Source organism: Thermococcus fumicolans (assembly GCF_055386755.1).
This window is the reverse complement of sequence record NZ_AP042424.1, coordinates 294,367-309,313: the sequence shown is the minus strand read 5'-3', so window position 1 is coordinate 309,313 and position 14,947 is coordinate 294,367. Positions and strand designations below refer to the sequence as shown.

The 14,947-nt window shown below is 56.5% G+C and carries 20 protein-coding genes; 12 read left to right on the top strand and 8 right to left on the bottom strand.

The genetic code is table 11. The features are described 5' to 3' along the window. Positions 1–2: 2 nt before the first annotated feature. Positions 3–476: an FKBP-type peptidyl-prolyl cis-trans isomerase gene (locus ACZ5AM_RS01645; RefSeq protein ID WP_464915876.1), complete on the bottom strand. Its 474-nt coding sequence runs from the start codon at positions 474–476 to the stop codon at positions 3–5. A gap of 94 nt (positions 477–570) precedes the next feature. Beyond that, positions 571–1,065 carry a DUF2118 family protein gene (locus ACZ5AM_RS01640; protein WP_464915875.1) on the bottom strand — a complete coding sequence of 165 codons (495 nt, stop codon included), beginning with the start codon at positions 1,063–1,065 and terminating at the stop codon, positions 571–573. A gap of 106 nt (positions 1,066–1,171) precedes the next feature. Between ACZ5AM_RS01640 and ACZ5AM_RS01635 the strand changes: the two genes are divergently transcribed. From ACZ5AM_RS01635 to ACZ5AM_RS01615, 5 genes are read left to right on the top strand one after another with little or no spacing between them, the layout of a single operon-like run. Next, on the top strand, positions 1,172–2,023 hold the full coding sequence (locus ACZ5AM_RS01635) for a DUF4129 domain-containing protein (RefSeq protein WP_464915224.1): 852 nt from the start codon (positions 1,172–1,174) through the stop codon (positions 2,021–2,023). After that, positions 2,013–2,477: a hypothetical protein gene (locus tag ACZ5AM_RS01630; protein WP_464915223.1), complete on the top strand. Its 465-nt coding sequence runs from the start codon at positions 2,013–2,015 to the stop codon at positions 2,475–2,477. Before ACZ5AM_RS01635 ends, ACZ5AM_RS01630 begins: the two co-directional genes overlap by 11 nt. Beyond that, positions 2,434–3,387: an AAA family ATPase gene (locus tag ACZ5AM_RS01625; protein WP_464915222.1), complete on the top strand. Its 954-nt coding sequence runs from the start codon at positions 2,434–2,436 to the stop codon at positions 3,385–3,387. Before ACZ5AM_RS01630 ends, ACZ5AM_RS01625 begins: the two co-directional genes overlap by 44 nt. A 24-nt stretch (positions 3,388–3,411) precedes the next feature. Continuing rightward, the gene (locus tag ACZ5AM_RS01620; RefSeq protein ID WP_464915874.1) at positions 3,412–4,644 is read left to right on the top strand and encodes a DUF58 domain-containing protein; all 1,233 of its coding nucleotides are present in this window, start codon (positions 3,412–3,414) and stop codon (positions 4,642–4,644) included. Beyond that, complete coding sequence (locus ACZ5AM_RS01615) at positions 4,641–5,069, top strand: hypothetical protein (protein WP_464915221.1); 429 nt, start codon at positions 4,641–4,643, stop codon at positions 5,067–5,069. The genes ACZ5AM_RS01620 and ACZ5AM_RS01615 overlap by 4 nt, the downstream gene beginning before the upstream one ends. Here the strand turns inward: ACZ5AM_RS01615 and ACZ5AM_RS01610 are convergent. Then, positions 5,066–5,899 carry a carbohydrate kinase family protein gene (locus ACZ5AM_RS01610; protein ID WP_464915873.1) on the bottom strand — a complete coding sequence of 278 codons (834 nt, stop codon included), beginning with the start codon at positions 5,897–5,899 and terminating at the stop codon, positions 5,066–5,068. The two genes, ACZ5AM_RS01615 and ACZ5AM_RS01610, sit on opposite strands and share 4 nt — an antisense overlap. 154 nt (positions 5,900–6,053) lie before the next feature. Here ACZ5AM_RS01610 and ACZ5AM_RS01605 point away from each other — a divergent pair, with 154 nt between their 5' ends. Continuing rightward, entirely contained in the window at positions 6,054–7,550 is a 1,497-nt protein-coding gene (locus tag ACZ5AM_RS01605; protein ID WP_464915220.1) for a carboxypeptidase M32, read from the top strand. Positions 7,551–7,559: 9 nt separating this feature from the next. Here the strand turns inward: ACZ5AM_RS01605 and ACZ5AM_RS01600 are convergent, their stop codons facing one another. Continuing rightward, entirely contained in the window at positions 7,560–7,742 is a 183-nt protein-coding gene (locus ACZ5AM_RS01600) for a DUF433 domain-containing protein (RefSeq protein ID WP_464915219.1), read from the bottom strand. A gap of 185 nt (positions 7,743–7,927) precedes the next feature. Here ACZ5AM_RS01600 and ACZ5AM_RS01595 point away from each other — a divergent pair, with 185 nt between their 5' ends. Then, a complete protein-coding gene (locus ACZ5AM_RS01595) occupies positions 7,928–8,053 on the top strand; it encodes a hypothetical protein (RefSeq protein ID WP_464915218.1) in 126 nt (41 codons plus the stop codon). 50 nt (positions 8,054–8,103) lie between these two features. Here ACZ5AM_RS01595 and ACZ5AM_RS01590 read toward each other — a convergent pair whose 3' ends face one another. Continuing rightward, complete coding sequence (locus ACZ5AM_RS01590) at positions 8,104–8,589, bottom strand: THUMP domain-containing protein (RefSeq protein WP_464915217.1); 486 nt, start codon at positions 8,587–8,589, stop codon at positions 8,104–8,106. A gap of 61 nt (positions 8,590–8,650) precedes the next feature. Here ACZ5AM_RS01590 and ACZ5AM_RS01585 point away from each other — a divergent pair, with 61 nt between their 5' ends. The 5 genes from ACZ5AM_RS01585 (at position 8,651) to ACZ5AM_RS01565 (ending at position 13,612) form a co-directional block, all read left to right on the top strand. Beyond that, positions 8,651–9,841, top strand: coding sequence for a TniB family NTP-binding protein (locus ACZ5AM_RS01585; protein ID WP_464915216.1), 1,191 nt, complete (start codon positions 8,651–8,653; stop codon positions 9,839–9,841). Positions 9,842–9,845: 4 nt separating this feature from the next. Then, positions 9,846–10,379, top strand: coding sequence for a metal-dependent hydrolase (locus ACZ5AM_RS01580; protein WP_464915215.1), 534 nt, complete (start codon positions 9,846–9,848; stop codon positions 10,377–10,379). A 79-nt stretch (positions 10,380–10,458) separates the two neighbouring features. Continuing rightward, positions 10,459–11,448 (top strand): thioredoxin-disulfide reductase, encoded by a 990-nt coding sequence (gene trxB, locus ACZ5AM_RS01575; protein ID WP_464915872.1) that lies wholly within the window; start codon positions 10,459–10,461, stop codon positions 11,446–11,448. A 155-nt stretch (positions 11,449–11,603) separates the two neighbouring features. Next, a complete protein-coding gene (locus ACZ5AM_RS01570) occupies positions 11,604–12,941 on the top strand; it encodes an ornithine aminotransferase (RefSeq protein WP_464915871.1) in 1,338 nt (445 codons plus the stop codon). A gap of 65 nt (positions 12,942–13,006) precedes the next feature. Beyond that, positions 13,007–13,612 (top strand): hypothetical protein, encoded by a 606-nt coding sequence (locus ACZ5AM_RS01565; protein ID WP_464915214.1) that lies wholly within the window; start codon positions 13,007–13,009, stop codon positions 13,610–13,612. Here ACZ5AM_RS01565 and ACZ5AM_RS01560 read toward each other — a convergent pair whose 3' ends face one another. From ACZ5AM_RS01560 to ACZ5AM_RS01550, 3 genes are read right to left on the bottom strand one after another with little or no spacing between them, the layout of a single operon-like run. Beyond that, a complete protein-coding gene (locus tag ACZ5AM_RS01560; protein ID WP_464915213.1) occupies positions 13,613–13,900 on the bottom strand; it encodes a family 4B encapsulin nanocompartment shell protein in 288 nt (95 codons plus the stop codon). Further along, complete coding sequence (gene deoC / locus ACZ5AM_RS01555) at positions 13,890–14,558, bottom strand: deoxyribose-phosphate aldolase (RefSeq protein WP_464915212.1); 669 nt, start codon at positions 14,556–14,558, stop codon at positions 13,890–13,892. The genes ACZ5AM_RS01560 and deoC overlap by 11 nt, the downstream gene beginning before the upstream one ends. A 49-nt stretch (positions 14,559–14,607) precedes the next feature. Beyond that, positions 14,608–14,931 carry a hypothetical protein gene (locus ACZ5AM_RS01550; RefSeq protein WP_464915211.1) on the bottom strand — a complete coding sequence of 108 codons (324 nt, stop codon included), beginning with the start codon at positions 14,929–14,931 and terminating at the stop codon, positions 14,608–14,610. Positions 14,932–14,947 lie beyond the last annotated feature (16 nt).

Genomic DNA, 14,947 nt, shown 5'->3' with positions numbered 1-14,947 from the left:
GATCAGGCCCCTTCGGCCCTCTTTTTAATCTCCACGACCTCTATCTCGAAGACGGCCGTCTTTCCGGCGAGGGGATGGTTGAAGTCGAGGGTAACGGTGTCCCCTTCGACGGACACTATCTTAGCTATCCCCGAATCGGTCATGACGTACATCCCCTCCACCGGCTCAAGGCCCGCGGAAGTGAACTGCTCGAGCGGAACTGGAATTATGAGCTCATCCTTGGGAAGGCCATATCCTTTCTCCGGTGGAACTGTGACGGTCTTTTTCTCGCCGACCTCCATCCCGATGAGGGCCTCCTCGATTCCGGGTATTATCTCGCCCTCGCCGATAGTGACCCCGATGGGGGCGTACTCGCGCTCCTCAACGAAAATGTCGTTCTCCCTGGCGACGTCCTCGTAGGAGGTGTCAAAGACCTCACCGTTCTCGTATCTGCCGGTGTAGTTGAACAGAACAAAATCTCCAACTTCAACTTTCATTTCCTTCAGCTCCAAAATTGCTTTCATGCCACCTAGACGGGCGCCCTTATAACGCTTTTGGTGTCTTTCGGCGAAACGGCAAAAAGAAAAAACCTCACTCCTCAGGGAGGAGGTAGTAGACGTAGTGCGGCCGGTTCGTTATCTCGTCGATGAACACAACCGTTCCCGTCTTCGGGGGTTTGAGGTAGTGCACTTCCCCCTTTCTTGTCGTCACCGCCGCGAAAGCATCCCCCGTCCTGACCCTGTTGCCGACGTTCGCTATCAGCGTCTTCGTGAACCCCTCAACTGGGAGGAGAAGAAGCCGATCCCCTTTCCGCAGGTATATCCTAGTTCTGCGATCCGGGAGGACCAGGACGGCGTCCGCAAGCATTTTCCCTTCCATCCTGTCAACGTAGAGGTAAAAGCGGTCGTAGACCTCCTTTCTCAGGAAGGTGGCCTTATAAGGGCTCACGAACTCCGGGAGCCTCTCCCCCTTCCCAAGCCACACCTCAACGTTGTCCTGGATGACAACGCAATCTTCCACGGCGGTTGAATCTTTCAGACAGTCCTCGGGCCGGGATTCAACGTAAAGCCTGGGGATTCTCTCCATGACCATCACCAGCCCGAGATCCCCTTTTGAGGTTTTAACGTTGCCGGTTTTCATTTACTCCACAGTAAAATTTTTTAAGGCGCAGGGCATACGGCAATCGATAAAAATGTCCATTAGAGCAAGGACACTGACAATCATGGCGATCATTTTGACCCTGATGACGCTTACCTTCAACTACACGATAAGATCAAGCGAGTCGAAACCCCACAGGTCCGGGCCGGTGGTGTGGTCCATCCTCCTCTCCCTCGCGGTCATAATGTCGATCATCGTCATAATCCTGCTCTTCCTGAGCTGGGAGGACATCAAGCTCAAGAGAAAGGACCTCTACAGGGAAAGCGTTCTTTCCCACATCGTGCGGGGTGTTTTGATAGCCTTCCTAGCTCTGTTGGCCATCCACTTCATAAGGGGCGGCTCCACTACCCGCCCCCTCATGAACCTAACCAACAACACCACAAACGGCACAGGTAAGGTAGGCATACCCCAGTCGTTCAACGCCTCCACCGGTCCCAACATAACCGGAGGGGGAGGGATAAACAACACCGCCTGGATAGGCTACGTGGCGGCTATTGCCCTCATCGTCACGCTCGCGGTGTTTGCAGTTAGGTACTACAGGGACGTCATGAAAAGGAGGGAGAGAAGGAAGATAAAGGAGAAGGCGGAGGCCTTCGACAGGAAGCTCGAAGATGCCGGCCTCGACATGTTCTCGGATCCTCGCGAGGCGGTAGTCGGGATATACAAAAACGCCGTCCTCTGGCTCGAATACCTGGGACTTCCCTACAGGGAAAGCTGGACCCACTGGGAGCACGTTGAACACGTAAAGTACAGGAGGGAGGCGTTCCTGACGCTAACGAGGCTCTTCGAGAAGGCCAAGTACGCCCCGGAAAAGGTCACCTGGGAGGACGCGGAGGAGGCCCTGAAAGCCTACAACGAGATGAGAGGTGATCTCGGTGAGGGTTAGCAGGGCCTTCATAGCGCTGACGACCATCCCAGCAATAGCGGGCATAGCCCTGGGGGCATACGCGCTGCGCTGGCTCTCGGTGCTCCTGCTGTCCTTCATAACAATCGCCTACCTCTTCGGTCACGAGCTGAAGATTCACTACGCGGTCAGGCTGGGCAGGGACGAGGTCAAGAGGAAGAGCGAGTTCGAGAGAACCCTCAACATGGTGAAAAAGGCCCAGAAGGGGGCAGTCTCGAGGAGCCTGATCGAGGAGAACATAATCGAGATCTACATGACCCTCTCGGACAACCCCGCCGAGGTCTATCAGAGGCTCCACGCGGAGCCCAACGAGGCTCTCTTGGAGTTGAGGAAGGGGGGAGACTTTCTCGACAACCTTGAAAGAGCTCTGGAGATCGTGGAAGGTGAGATAAATGAAGGTGGAGGAAGTCAGCTTAAAGGGAAACCGGGTTCTTGAAGAGGTTAAAAAGGCCATAGTCGGCAAGGACGAGGTACTCAGGCTTATACTGACCACCATACTGGCGGATGGACACATACTGCTCGAGGACCTGCCGGGCCTCGCGAAGACCCTCATGGCCAAGAGCTTCGCCAGAGCTTTAGGAGTCCAGTTCACACGCGTCCAGTTCACACCCGATCTGCTCCCCAGCGATATCCTAGGCGTTTCCGTATTCAACCAGAAAACCCTGGAGTTCGAGTTCAGGAAGGGGCCTGTCTTCACAAACGTCCTCCTCGCGGACGAGATAAACCGCGCCCCGCCGAAGACCCAGTCGGCTCTGCTCGAGGCCATGCAGGAGAGGCAGGTGACGGTTGAGGGCAACACCTACGTCCTGCCGAAGCCCTTCATCGTCATAGCCACCCAGAACCCGATAGAGCAGGAGGGGACCTACCCCCTCCCCGAGGCCCAGCTCGACCGCTTCCTTGTTCGCCTCAGGGTGGGTTACCCGCTGAAGGATGAGGAGGTGGAGATACTCCGCAGGAGAATGGCGAGGAAGAAGGAGGAGGTCGACATAAGGCCCGTAACCACCCCCGAGGAGGTCGTCGAGATGCAGAGGGCCATCGAAGACGTCTACGTCAGCGACGCCATCCTGGAGTACATAACCGATATTGTAACTGCAACGAGGGAGGACAAGAAGGACATCGAGATTGGAGCGTCTCCCAGGGGCAGCCTGGCCCTCCTGAAGCTCTCCAGGGCCTACGCGGCCTTGGACGGGAGGGACTACGTAATTCCCGACGACGTTAAGAAAGTTGCCGTCCCGGCCCTGAGCCACAGGCTCATCCTCAAGCGCGAGCTCTGGTACACCAGGGTCTCCCAGGAGTCCATCATGAAGAAGCTCCTCGACAGAGTCCCGGTTCCAAAATTTGAGTGAGGGACCACCGTGACCGCGGAAGAGATGAGGCCCGAGCTCACAGAGAGGGCAGCAGAAACTCTCCTGGCCATGTGGATGATAGCGGTCTTCTCCTTCGTCTTCCTTAGATGGGAGCTGGTCTACCTCACCCTCCCGTTCCTCTGGGTCTTCTTCGTGGCGCTATTCTTCTTCAGGCCCGTGATAAGCATAGAGGTAGCGAGAAAGATCCCCCACAACAGGATCCTCGAGGGAGAAACCGTTGAGATAGTCCTGAAGATAAAGTCCAACGTCAGGATACCGAGCCTCAAGGTCATCGAGGATCTCCCGGAGGGCCTGGAGCTTCTGAGAGGAAGCAAAGAGTACGTGCTCTCCCTGGGGAGAGGGGAGGAGAAGGAGATAAGGTACCTGGTGCGCGTGAAGAGGGGGATCCACGAGTTCAACGGCGTATGGGTCAGCTACCGCGATCCCTTCGGCTTCTTCAAGTTCGACCGATTCATGGAGCACTACACCGAGCTGATAGGGATGCCAATCATAGAGGACGTCCCCACCCCCTACTCGACGAAGGGAACCAAGATAACCACCGGACCCCTGCCTTCCCCGAGGGTGGGGGAAGGGGTGGAATTCCACGCCATCAGGGAGTACCAGCCCGGCGACCCGCTCAAGATAATCAACTGGAAGGCCACCGCAAGAACCGGGAAGATAATGTCCAACGAGTACGAGAGCGAGAGGAAGGTGGACGTCATATTCATAGTCGATGCCTCATACAAAGGCGAGGACGTTTTCGACTACCTCATCAGGGGGGCGGCATCCCTCATGCTCAACGCCCTCAACAACGGAACCAGCTTCGGCCTCCTCCTGGCGGAAGCAGTCCCGCTGTGGGTCAGGATCGACTACGGCAAGAGGCACTTCTTCAAGTGCATAGACTTCCTCAGCACGGCGAGGCCGGACAGGAACAACATGATAGCCTACCAGGTGGAGCACCTCATACGCTCCCGCTTCCCGCCGAGGGCACAGCTTGTGTACTTCTCAACGCTCTCGACCGAGGAGAGCCAGGAGGCCCTGAGAACGATGGCCGCCTACGGCTACCGCGTCGTCGTGGTGTCGCCCAATCCATACAGCACCTTCGAGCCCAAGAGCAGGGAGGAGGAGCTCGCCCTCAAGCTCCTCGACCTCAAGAGGAAGGCCCACCTGAGGAAGCTGGCTGCCCACGGGATAATAATCGACTGGGACGTCAGGAAGCCCCTCAAAGCGGCGATAGGCGAGGTGATCAGGATATGAGGAGGCCGAAGAGGCGCTTCTATTCCACCATCCCCCTGATCCCAGCGGTCTACATGCTCTACGCGGTCAGCAGCTGGAGCCTTCTCCTCCTCCCACTAGCGTTCATAGGGATCCACTGGCACTTCTTCGGGATGCTGTACCTCATTGGGGTCGGGGCGCTCCTAATCTACAAAAACGTCGGGGGTGTTTACGGACTCAGCGTCGTCATTCTGGCCCTCCTGGCGGTGGAACTTGGGCAGATGGACAGGGAAAGGGCACCGCTGGAGCACTACGCCGTCATGGTCCTCTCGGCGTCTCTGAGTATACCCACGTACATGATGATGAGGGCCATAGCCCCGGTTCTTCCAAGGCTCGAGATAACTGCGGTCGCAGTTGGCATAGTGCTGGCCCTGTACGCCTTCACGAAGCTCGCCGGGGAGGGTTAAACGCTCCAGCTCCCCTCTTTTTTCAGCACTTCCCTGGCCCTCTCGAGGCCGAGCCTTACGCACTCCTCCACCGGTTTTCCCTGCGAGTAGCCGGCGAGGAAGCCGCCGGCGAAGGCATCACCGGCCCCGGTTGGGTCAACTATCTCTTCCTCGCCTACCGGAAACGCCGGAAACTCCCTGAACTCACCATCGTAGAGCAGAACGCCCCTCTCGCCGCGCGTTATCACAACCAGCTTCGCCCCCCATTCGTGGAGAACCTCAGCCGCCTCCCTGACGGTTCCGGCCTCCGTTATGGTCAACGCTTCCCTCTCGTTTGGGAAGAGCACGTCAACGCGGGAAACTATCTCCCTCATCAGGTCTTTCCTGGTTCTGTAGTCCTCCATATAAGTCGGGTTGAAGTCGAGGCTTATCCTCTTCCCCTCGAGCCTTTTAAGGGCCTTCAGCTGCTCCTCCGGCGGGATAGGGGCTATGTGGAACACGCTTGAGTCCAGGTACTCCTCGGGAATCGGGGTCTCGCCCATCCTCTGGGCGACGCCCATGTCAACCGGGGCATCAACACTCCCGTCCTCGTGGTAGATCATGTAGATGTGTATCGTCTTCCCGGGGAGGATTTGAACGCCCCTAATATCGAGGATCGAGGCCAGCTTTTCGAGCCACTTCCTCGGAAAGTCCTCGCCGACCTTGGTGACCAGCCCTACTCTAGCGCCGGCCAACGCCGCCGAAGTGGCTACCGCGGCCGCTGCCCCTCCAGGCAGGAGCACCTCCGGCTTTCCGGGTATGCGTATGTGGTCTATTGAGACGTGACCGAGCACCACCAAGTCGAACCCCATTACCATCACCGTCCCCTTTTCACGTGGTAGGCCGCCGCCTTTAAGCCGTTTCCGGTGGTAGTAATTTGGTTCCTACTCTCACCGTTCAGATCTTCATCGAAAAGGTTAAAAGCAATCCGCTGAAAATTTTTCAGAAGTCAACGGAGGGGTAGGTATGGAGAGCGTCTTCCAGAACGAGACTATAAAGGAGATCCTGTCAAGGTACAGGAGGATATGGGCTATCGGCCACGCCCAGAGCGTCCTCGGCTGGGACATGGAGGTCAACATGCCGAGAGAGGGAATCCTTGAGCGCTCCGTTGCCCAGGGCGAGTTAAGCGTTCTCAGTCAGGAGTTCCTGCTCAAGCCTGACTTTGTCGAGCTCGTGGAGAAGGCCAAGGGATTAGAGCTCAACGAGTACGAGAGGGGCGTAGTTAGGGTCCTCGACCGCTCTATAAGGATAAGCCGCTCGTTCCCACCGGAGTTCCTCAGGGAGGTCAGCGAGGTAACGAGCCAGGCCACGAAGGCGTGGGAGGAAGCGAAGAGGAGCAATGATTACTCCAAGTTCGAGCCCTGGCTCGACAAGATCATCGATTTAGCGAAGCGCGCCGCCGACTACCTCGGCTATGAGGAGGAGCCCTACGACGCTTTGCTCGACATGTTCGAGGAGGGGACCACCACCAGGGACGTAACGAGGATGTTCGACAAGCTCGAGAAGGAACTCAAGCCCCTCGTCGAGAAGATAATGGAGGAGGGCAAGGTTCCGAGGGAGCACCCGCTTGAGAAGGAGAAGTATGAACAGGCCCAGATGGAGCGCGTTAACCTCTGGATCCTTGAGAAGTTCGGCTTTCCGCTCGGAGTCCGCTCCCGCCTGGACGTCTCGGCCCATCCCTTCACCACCGAGTTCGGGATAAGGGACGTCAGGATAACGACCCGCTATGAAGGCTACGACTTCAGGAGGACGATTCTAAGCACTGTCCACGAGTTTGGACATGCCCTCTACGAGCTCCAGCAGGACGAGAGGTTCATGTTCAGCCCGATAGCCGGTGGAGTAAGCCTTGGAATCCACGAGAGCCAGAGCAGGTTCTGGGAGAACATCATAGGAAGGAGCAGAGAGTTCGCCGGGCTAATCTATCCTGTCCTCAAGGAGAACCTCCCGTTCATGGCCAACTACACCCCGGAGGACGTCTACCTCTACTTCAACATGGTCCGCCCGGACTTCATAAGGACCGAGGCCGATGTCGTCACCTACAACTTCCACATACTGCTCCGTTTCAAGCTCGAGAGGATGATGCTCAACGAGGGCGTCAAGGCCAAGGACTTGCCGGAGCTCTGGAACGAGGAGATGGAGAGGCTCTTGGGCATAAGGCCGAAGACTTACTCGGAGGGCATCCTTCAGGACATCCACTGGGCGCACGGAACGATAGGCTACTTCCCGACATACAGCATAGGAACGCTCCTCGCGGCCCAGTACTACTACCACATCAAGCGCGACATCCCGGACTTCGAGGAGAAGATAGCCAAGGCAGAGTTCGAACCTATAAAGGCCTGGCTGAAGGAGAAGATACACCGCTGGGGAAGCATCTACCCGCCGAAGGAGCTCCTCAAGAAGGCCATCGGCGAGGAGCTGAACCCGGACTACTTCGTAAGGTGGGTGAAGGAGAGGTATCTGTGATTTCTCTCTTTAACTTTTCAGAAGGGCTTCCAAATCCTCCCTCGTTAGCTGAGGATAGTTTTCCAGGATATCTTCGAGGCTCCACCCGTTGGCCAAGAGCTCCAGTATGAAGTGAACTGGTATCCTCGTGCCTTTAATGACTGGTTTTCCTCCCATCTTTTTTGGGTCGATCTCGATTCTCTCCATGCCCATCACATACCACTCAGTTAATGCCTCTTAAAGAGATTTTCAAGATAAGAGACAACGCTTAAATTATGAGGCGTGCACGCAATGCACTGATGAGAGATGGCCAAGACTATAACGATTTCGAACGACGTTTACAAAGAGCTCCAGCGTATTAAAGAGAAAAAACTTTCAGCGAGCTTCTCAAGGAGCTTTTGAGAGAAAGGGAAGGCAATACCTACGCCTTAAGACGCCTCGCCGGAATTTTGAACGAGGAAGAATACGAGGAAGCCAAAGTGAGGATCAGAGGGATTAAGGAGACATTTAACGGATGGGCCTAACAAATTCCAGAGATTAAGAATCCAAAAAGTGAAATCCTAATGGAGTCGCCTCAATCCTCAACCTCGAACTTCAAGACCTCATCCCTCCTCAGAACCCCTATTCCGGCCCTCTTCCCAATAACCTCAACAACCACCACCCAGTCCGGGCTGGAGAGGTTCACTTTCAAACCGTACTCCCCCACTATCCTGGAACCCACTGCCCTCTCTATCTCCTTTTCACCGAGCTTCCTGTTCCCCCTCACCTTCGCCCTTACGGCGAAGGTCCCGGTTTTTCCTTCCATCAGCTCGACGGCCTTCTCCTCGATCTCCTCAAGCCTAGCAGGAAGGATACAGTCAAGCGGCGTCACCCTCTGGAGTGCCTGAGTTTCGAAGGAGAGAAGCTTTTCCACTGTCTCATCCCTGCCCAGCGGCGTCTCGGCCACTAAAACCCCCCTCCAGTCCGTTCCCCTGACCCGAACTTTGCCAAGGGCCCATTCCAGTTCGAGTATCGCATCCCCCTCCCTCCCGGGGGGACAGGTTACGATAAGAACCACCATCTCGGCTCACCAGTGGACAAACTTTTATATCCCAACCGACAAATTAACCCGGGTGGTTTAAATGGAGAGCGAGGAACTTAAAGTTTATCCCGTTCAAACGTACGAGATCTACGGCCTCTCAAGGAACCCCTTCGAACAGCTCGCGAGTGAAGGGATAGAGGACGTCGAAGCGATTCACGTTTATCAAGAGGTCGACATGAGGCTCTCCATGATAATCTCCGAGGTGATAGGGAACAAGAGCTCGATAGCCATGAGCGTCGTCGGGCCGCTGGGGATGGGGAAGACCCAGAGGCTGAAGAGCATCGCCAAGGCAATAGAGCGTGAGGGCGGGAAGGCGATATACGTCAAGGTCGACACAAACGACATCCTCAAGCTCACGCGCGACATCTTCTACGCCCTAAAGCCGCCGAGGAGCAGGACGAACATATTCCTCGAAAACCTCAGCAGGAAGCTGGGCTTCATAGACAGGCTGGAGAAAATGCTCAGCGACACTAAGGAGTACAAGAGCAGGGACATAGCGGAGCTCCTCGTTGAGCAGCTCAGGAAGTACCCCTACTCGGCCCTTCTTCTGGATGAGCTCGAGAACATGCAGGGAGCTAGAGAGCAGGAGAAGATACAGTTCTTCGAGATGCTCAGGCACGTTATAAGCACGATGCCCCCAGGGTGCATAGTTGCGTTCGCATGCATCCCCGAGGCCTACGAGGAATACACCAAGATTTTCCCGGCCTTCTTCATGCGCCTCCACTACGAGTTCAAGCTGAGGCCGATGAGCGTCGAGGAGACCTTCGAGCTCGTGAAGAAGAGGCTCAACCGCGTCAGGGTGAGGGACACCGACGATCCGATATACCCCTTCACGGACGAAGCGATAAGACTTATCCACGACCTCGCCAAAGGCAATCCGAGGCAGATCCTAAGGTTGCTCCACTACGTGCTCAGCGAAGCCGCAAAGAGAGCCTTCGACCCCATAGACGAGCTGGTCGTGACGACCATTCTGGAGGAGCCCAAGAGCCTCGAGGAGTACATCAGGAGGGTTCCGAAGGACTACCGCGAGCTGGTTGAGGCCATAGTGGAGAAGTTCAACGGCGGACCGGTTAGCTACATAAGCGTCGCGAAGGAGCTGAAGAAGCCTGCCAACCAGGTGTACGAGGCCCTGAACAGGCTCGTGACCATAGGCTTCCTCGTTGGGGATCCAGGAGGGAACTACAAGGTCCCGCACTACGTCAGGAAGTTCCTCGAGGAGAAGGGGGAGTGATGCCTTGCCGAACTACGACACCCACGTGCTCTCAGGGATAGTTACATATCCGCTCGCCGTGGCCCTCGCAGGGATACTCAAGGAGTACGCAGGTATCCCCTTTGAGTTCACTTCGATTGCCCTCATCCTCGGTTACGCACTCTACGTGCTCGGGGCGGACCTGCCGGACATGGACCACCCGAACGCGCTGCTCCACAGAGGAACGAAACCCATAGTGGCGGTTGCAACCGGGAGCGCCGTTTACCTCCAGGCCCTCCACTGGTTCAGCTTCACGGAGGAATGGCTCAACCAGACGGCCGCTTGGGTTGTAGGAGTTGTGGGCGCGGTGATCGGCTGGTTCGGCTTCACGTGGATCATGCCCAGGCACAGGGGGGTTGTCCACTCCCTCCTCTTCGCCGCCCTGTACGGCTTCCTAGCCTACCTGCTGGGGGCCTTTGGGCTGGGGATGAAGGTGGGGGAGAGCCTCTACCTCGGCCTCGTGTCGTTCCTGGGCTACACCCTGCACCTGACCCTCGACGGTTCACTCAAACTCGTCTGACTTTTTTCTTTGGGCTACCCAACTCCGGGCAATAATGCTTTTAAATAGTCCACGTTAGGAAAGCCCGGAGGTGGGAGAAATGTTCAGCCTCGGTGGCTTTTCACGCGGTGGGGAGTACGAGAACAAGACCTGGGACGTTCTCATCATAGGAGCAGGCCCGGCCGGCTTCACGGCGGCGATATACGCGGCACGCTTCGGTCTCGAAACGCTGATCATAAGCAAAGACTTGGGCGGAAACATGGCGTTAACTGATCTCATAGAGAACTACCCAGGATTCCTGCAGATCAGCGGTTCAGAGCTCACCAACAGGATGCACGAGCAGGTCAAGAACCTCGGCGTCGACGTCGTCTTCGACGAGGTCGAGAGGATCGATCCGGCGGAGTGCGCCTACTACGAGGGCCCGTGCAAGTTCGCGGTCAAGACCAAGAACGGCAAGGAGTACAAGGCGAAGACGATAATCATAGCAGTTGGAGCGGCACCCAGAAAGCTCAAGGTTCCGGGAGAGGAAGAGCTGACCGGAAAGGGCGTCTCCTACTGCGCCACCTGCGACGGCCCGCTCTTCAAGGGCAAGAAGGTCATAGTGGTTGGGGGAGGAAACACGGCTTTGCAGGAGGCGTTATACCTGAAAAGCATAGGCGTTGACGTAACGCTAGTCCACAGAAGGGACAAGTTCAGGGCCGACAAGATACTGCAGGACCGCTTCAAAGAGAGCGGTATTCCAACGATACTCAACACCGTCGTGACCGAGATAATAGGGAAGGACAAGGTCGAGGCTGTAAAGCTGAAGAACCGCATTACTGGAGAGGAGACCGAGATGAAGGTGGATGGAGTCTTCATCTTCATCGGATACGAGCCAAAAACTGATTTCGTCAAGCACCTCGGCATAACCGACGAGTACGGCTATATCCCGGTCGACATGCACATGCGCACAAAGGTTCCGGGAATCTTCGCGGCAGGAGACATAACCAACGTCTTCAAGCAGATAGCTGTGGCAGTAGGCCAGGGAGCGATAGCGGCCAACTCTGCCAAGGAGCTCATCGAGGAATGGAACTCAAAGACCGTGGAGTGAGTTCCGTTTCCCCTTCTTTCCTCTCGGCGTTTCTTGCATTCCCCTTCACCCAGTTGAGGATTTTCGGGGTTTTCCCGAAAATTTTTCGGTCAAAAATGTTCATTGATGAACACAGGCTTATATAGGGGAAATCCAAGGAGGGAGCGGTGATGCAAATGGTGGTGAGGCCAAGCGTTAAGGAACTCCCCGGGCCGAAGGCCAAGGAGATAATCGAGAGGAACTTCAAGTACCTCGCGACCACAACCCAGGACCCCGAGAACCTCCCGATAGTCATCGAGCGCGGAGAGGGGATAAGGGTCTACGACGTTGACGGAAACGTCTTCTACGACTTCGCGAGCGGTGTCGGTGTCATAAACGTCGGACACTCCCACCCGCGCGTGGTTGAGGCGATAAAGAAGCAGGCCGAGAAGTTCACCCACTACTCCCTGACGGACTTCTTCTACGAGAACGCCGTCATCTTGGCCGAAAAGCTCATAGAGCTCGCCCCGGGAGACATCGAGAGGAAAGTGGTTTACGGCAACAGCGGTGCCGAAGCGAACGAAGCGGCTATGAAGCTCGTCAAGTACGGAACAGGTAGGAAGCAGTTCTTAGCGTTCTACCACGCCTTCCACGGAAGGACCCAGGCCGTTCTGAGCCTCACAGCTAGCAAGTGGGTCCAGCAGGACAGGTTCTTCCCGACGATGCCGGGAGTTACCCACATACCTTACCCGAACCCCTACAGGAACACCTGGGGAATCGACGGTTATGAAGAACCCGACGAGCTGACCAACCGCGTTCTGGACTTCATCGAAGAGTACGTCTTCAGGCACGTCCCGCCGCACGAGATTGGCGCGATATTCTTCGAGCCGATACAGGGTGAGGGTGGCTACGTTGTCCCGCCGAAGGGCTTCTTCAAGGCCCTCAAGAAGTTCGCCGACGAGTACGGAATTCTTTTGGCGGACGACGAGGTTCAGATGGGTATCGGAAGAACCGGCAAGTTCTGGGCCATCGAGCACTTTGGCGTTGAGCCTGACCTCATTCAGTTCGGTAAGGCCATAGGCGGCGGTCTCCCGCTCGCCGGTGTCGTCCACAGGGCGGACATAAGCTTCGACAAGCCCGGAAGGCACGCAACGACCTTCGGCGGCAATCCAGTTGCCATAGCCGCTGGAATCGAGGTCGTAGAGATAGTCAAGGAGCTCCTCCCGCACGTCCAGGAGGTTGGAGACTACCTCCACAAGTACCTCGAGGAGCTCAAGGAGCGCTATGAAGTCATCGGCGACGCCCGCGGATTGGGACTTGCCCAGGCCGTTGAAATCGTCAAGAGCAAGGAGAGCAAAGAGAAATACCCAGAGCTGAGGGACAGAATCGTTAAGGAGTCAGCCAAACGCGGATTGGTGCTCCTCGGCTGTGGAGACAACAGCATACGCTTCATACCACCACTCATCGTGACGAAGGAAGAGATAGACGTCGCGATGGAGATATTCGAGGAGGCCCTCAAGGCTTCCCTCGGGTGATTTCCCTTCTTCTCCATTTTGAGAAAAAGATTTAAGCCCCAAGGGAGACCCCTTCTGGGATCGGAATGGAGATCGGTGTGGGAACCCTCAAGGTCGTCTCGCTGCTGGCCGTTATAGCCTACGTGACCTTCGTCTTCAGGAACAGGAGGAAGTTCAACCTGAGCATGGATCTGATAATCCCGATAACGACCCTCTCCCTTGTTGTAACCCTAACCCTCCACGTTCTGGGCAGAAAAAGCCTCCCGGACGGGTCGTTCCTCACGCTAGGCTATGCTGGGTTTTTCTTCTTCTCCCTAGCCTTTGGCGAGCTGGCTGGGATAGCGGCGGCCATGGGGCTCGTTGCGGGCGAGCACATCATAACCCCCAACCCCAGGGACACCATAGTAATGCTCCTCCTGACGACCCTCGCAGGGGGGGCGATGGGAAGGATAGGGAGGAAGGGGGATGAGTTCTCAACCCTCCTCCTGGGATCTATAGTTGGGGGAACGACGGTAGTCGGGGGCGCATGGGCCTACCTCTGCGCCCTCAAGGGGTTCCCCTTCGAGAGGGCTGCGGAGGCTCTTGCACCGACCGTGGTTTCCATCACGACCGCGGTCCTACTAAGCACGGCCCTAGTGGCGGGGGCAAGAAAGCTAGAAAGGTGGCCAAGCCCAATAGAGAAAAGGGACTGATCAGAGCTTTTCTATCTCCTCCCAAACGTTCTCCTCGACGAGGAGGGGCTCTATGGAAATCCGCTTCGAGGCCTTCCTCATCTGGCCAAGGTACCGGGAGTCGGCTATGACGGCGTCGAACTCGAGCTCCTTGACCACGTAAACGGAGAGCCCAAAGAGGTCGACCACTTCCCCAGCGTGCTCCATGAAGCCGGGCCCCGCCAGCAAAACGTCCGGCGAGAGGCCGTCCTCCTTGAGCTCCTGGGCGGCCCTCTCTATTATCTCGAGGATCTCCTCCTTAACCGGCATCCCGTGCCCCCTCCACTATCCGGACGCCGCTCGATGTCCCAATCCTGGTTGCACCGGCTTCTATCATCGCCAGGGCCTGCTCGTAGGTTCTTATTCCTCCAGCGGCTTTGACGCCCATCTCTTCCCCTACAACCTTCCTCATCAGCCTGACATCCTCGACGGTCGCTCCACCCGTGCCAAAACCTGTTGAGGTCTTCACGAAGTCCGCTCCGGCCTCTTTAGCCAGCTCGCAGGCCTTGACCTTCTCCTCCTCAGTCAGATAGCAGGTCTCGATGATGACCTTGACCTTCGCTCCCCTCTCGTGGGCCACCTTAACGACCTCGGCTATGTCGTTCCTGACGTAGTCGTAGTCCTTATCCTTCAGAGCACCGATGTTGATGACCATGTCGAGCTCGTCGGCACCGTCTTCCAGGGCTTTCTTGGCTTCGAAGACCTTGACCTCCGTCGGCGTTGCCCCGAGCGGAAAGCCTATGACGCTGGCCACTTTTACGTCGGCCTTCTTCTCTTTCAGGTACTCCTTGGCGAGCCTGACGCGGTAGGGGTTGACGCAGACAGCGTAGAAGCCGTACTCTATCGCCTCATCACAGAGTTTCTTTATGTCCTCGGAGGTGGCGTAGGGCTTCAGGTTCGTGTGATCAATATACTTGGCGATGTCCATCCCCTTCACCCCCGTGTAGGTTTGAGTCTAGGGGTATATAGCAATTTTGCTACAACATGGTACCCCTAAGGACTTCGGTGAACTCCTTGGAGACCTCGTCGTCGCCGAGATCAGGCGTGACCTCGCCCTTTATAACCCGCTCCAGAAACCGAACGGCGTTCTCCCAGCACTCATCAAGCCGCTCCCCCTTTGGGATGGGGTTCCTCACAACGTACCACCTGCCCCTCCCGTGGTGGTAGACGGCTATTCTGGGGATGTACTCGAAGTCCATGAAGGTGTTGTCGAGGGTGAGCTCTATCCTGAAGTCACCGATCTCAAGGTAGCCTTCCTCCAAAAGCTGTTCCCTAGCCTCGTCCCACTCAATCCTCTCCACGACCCACACCCCGGAG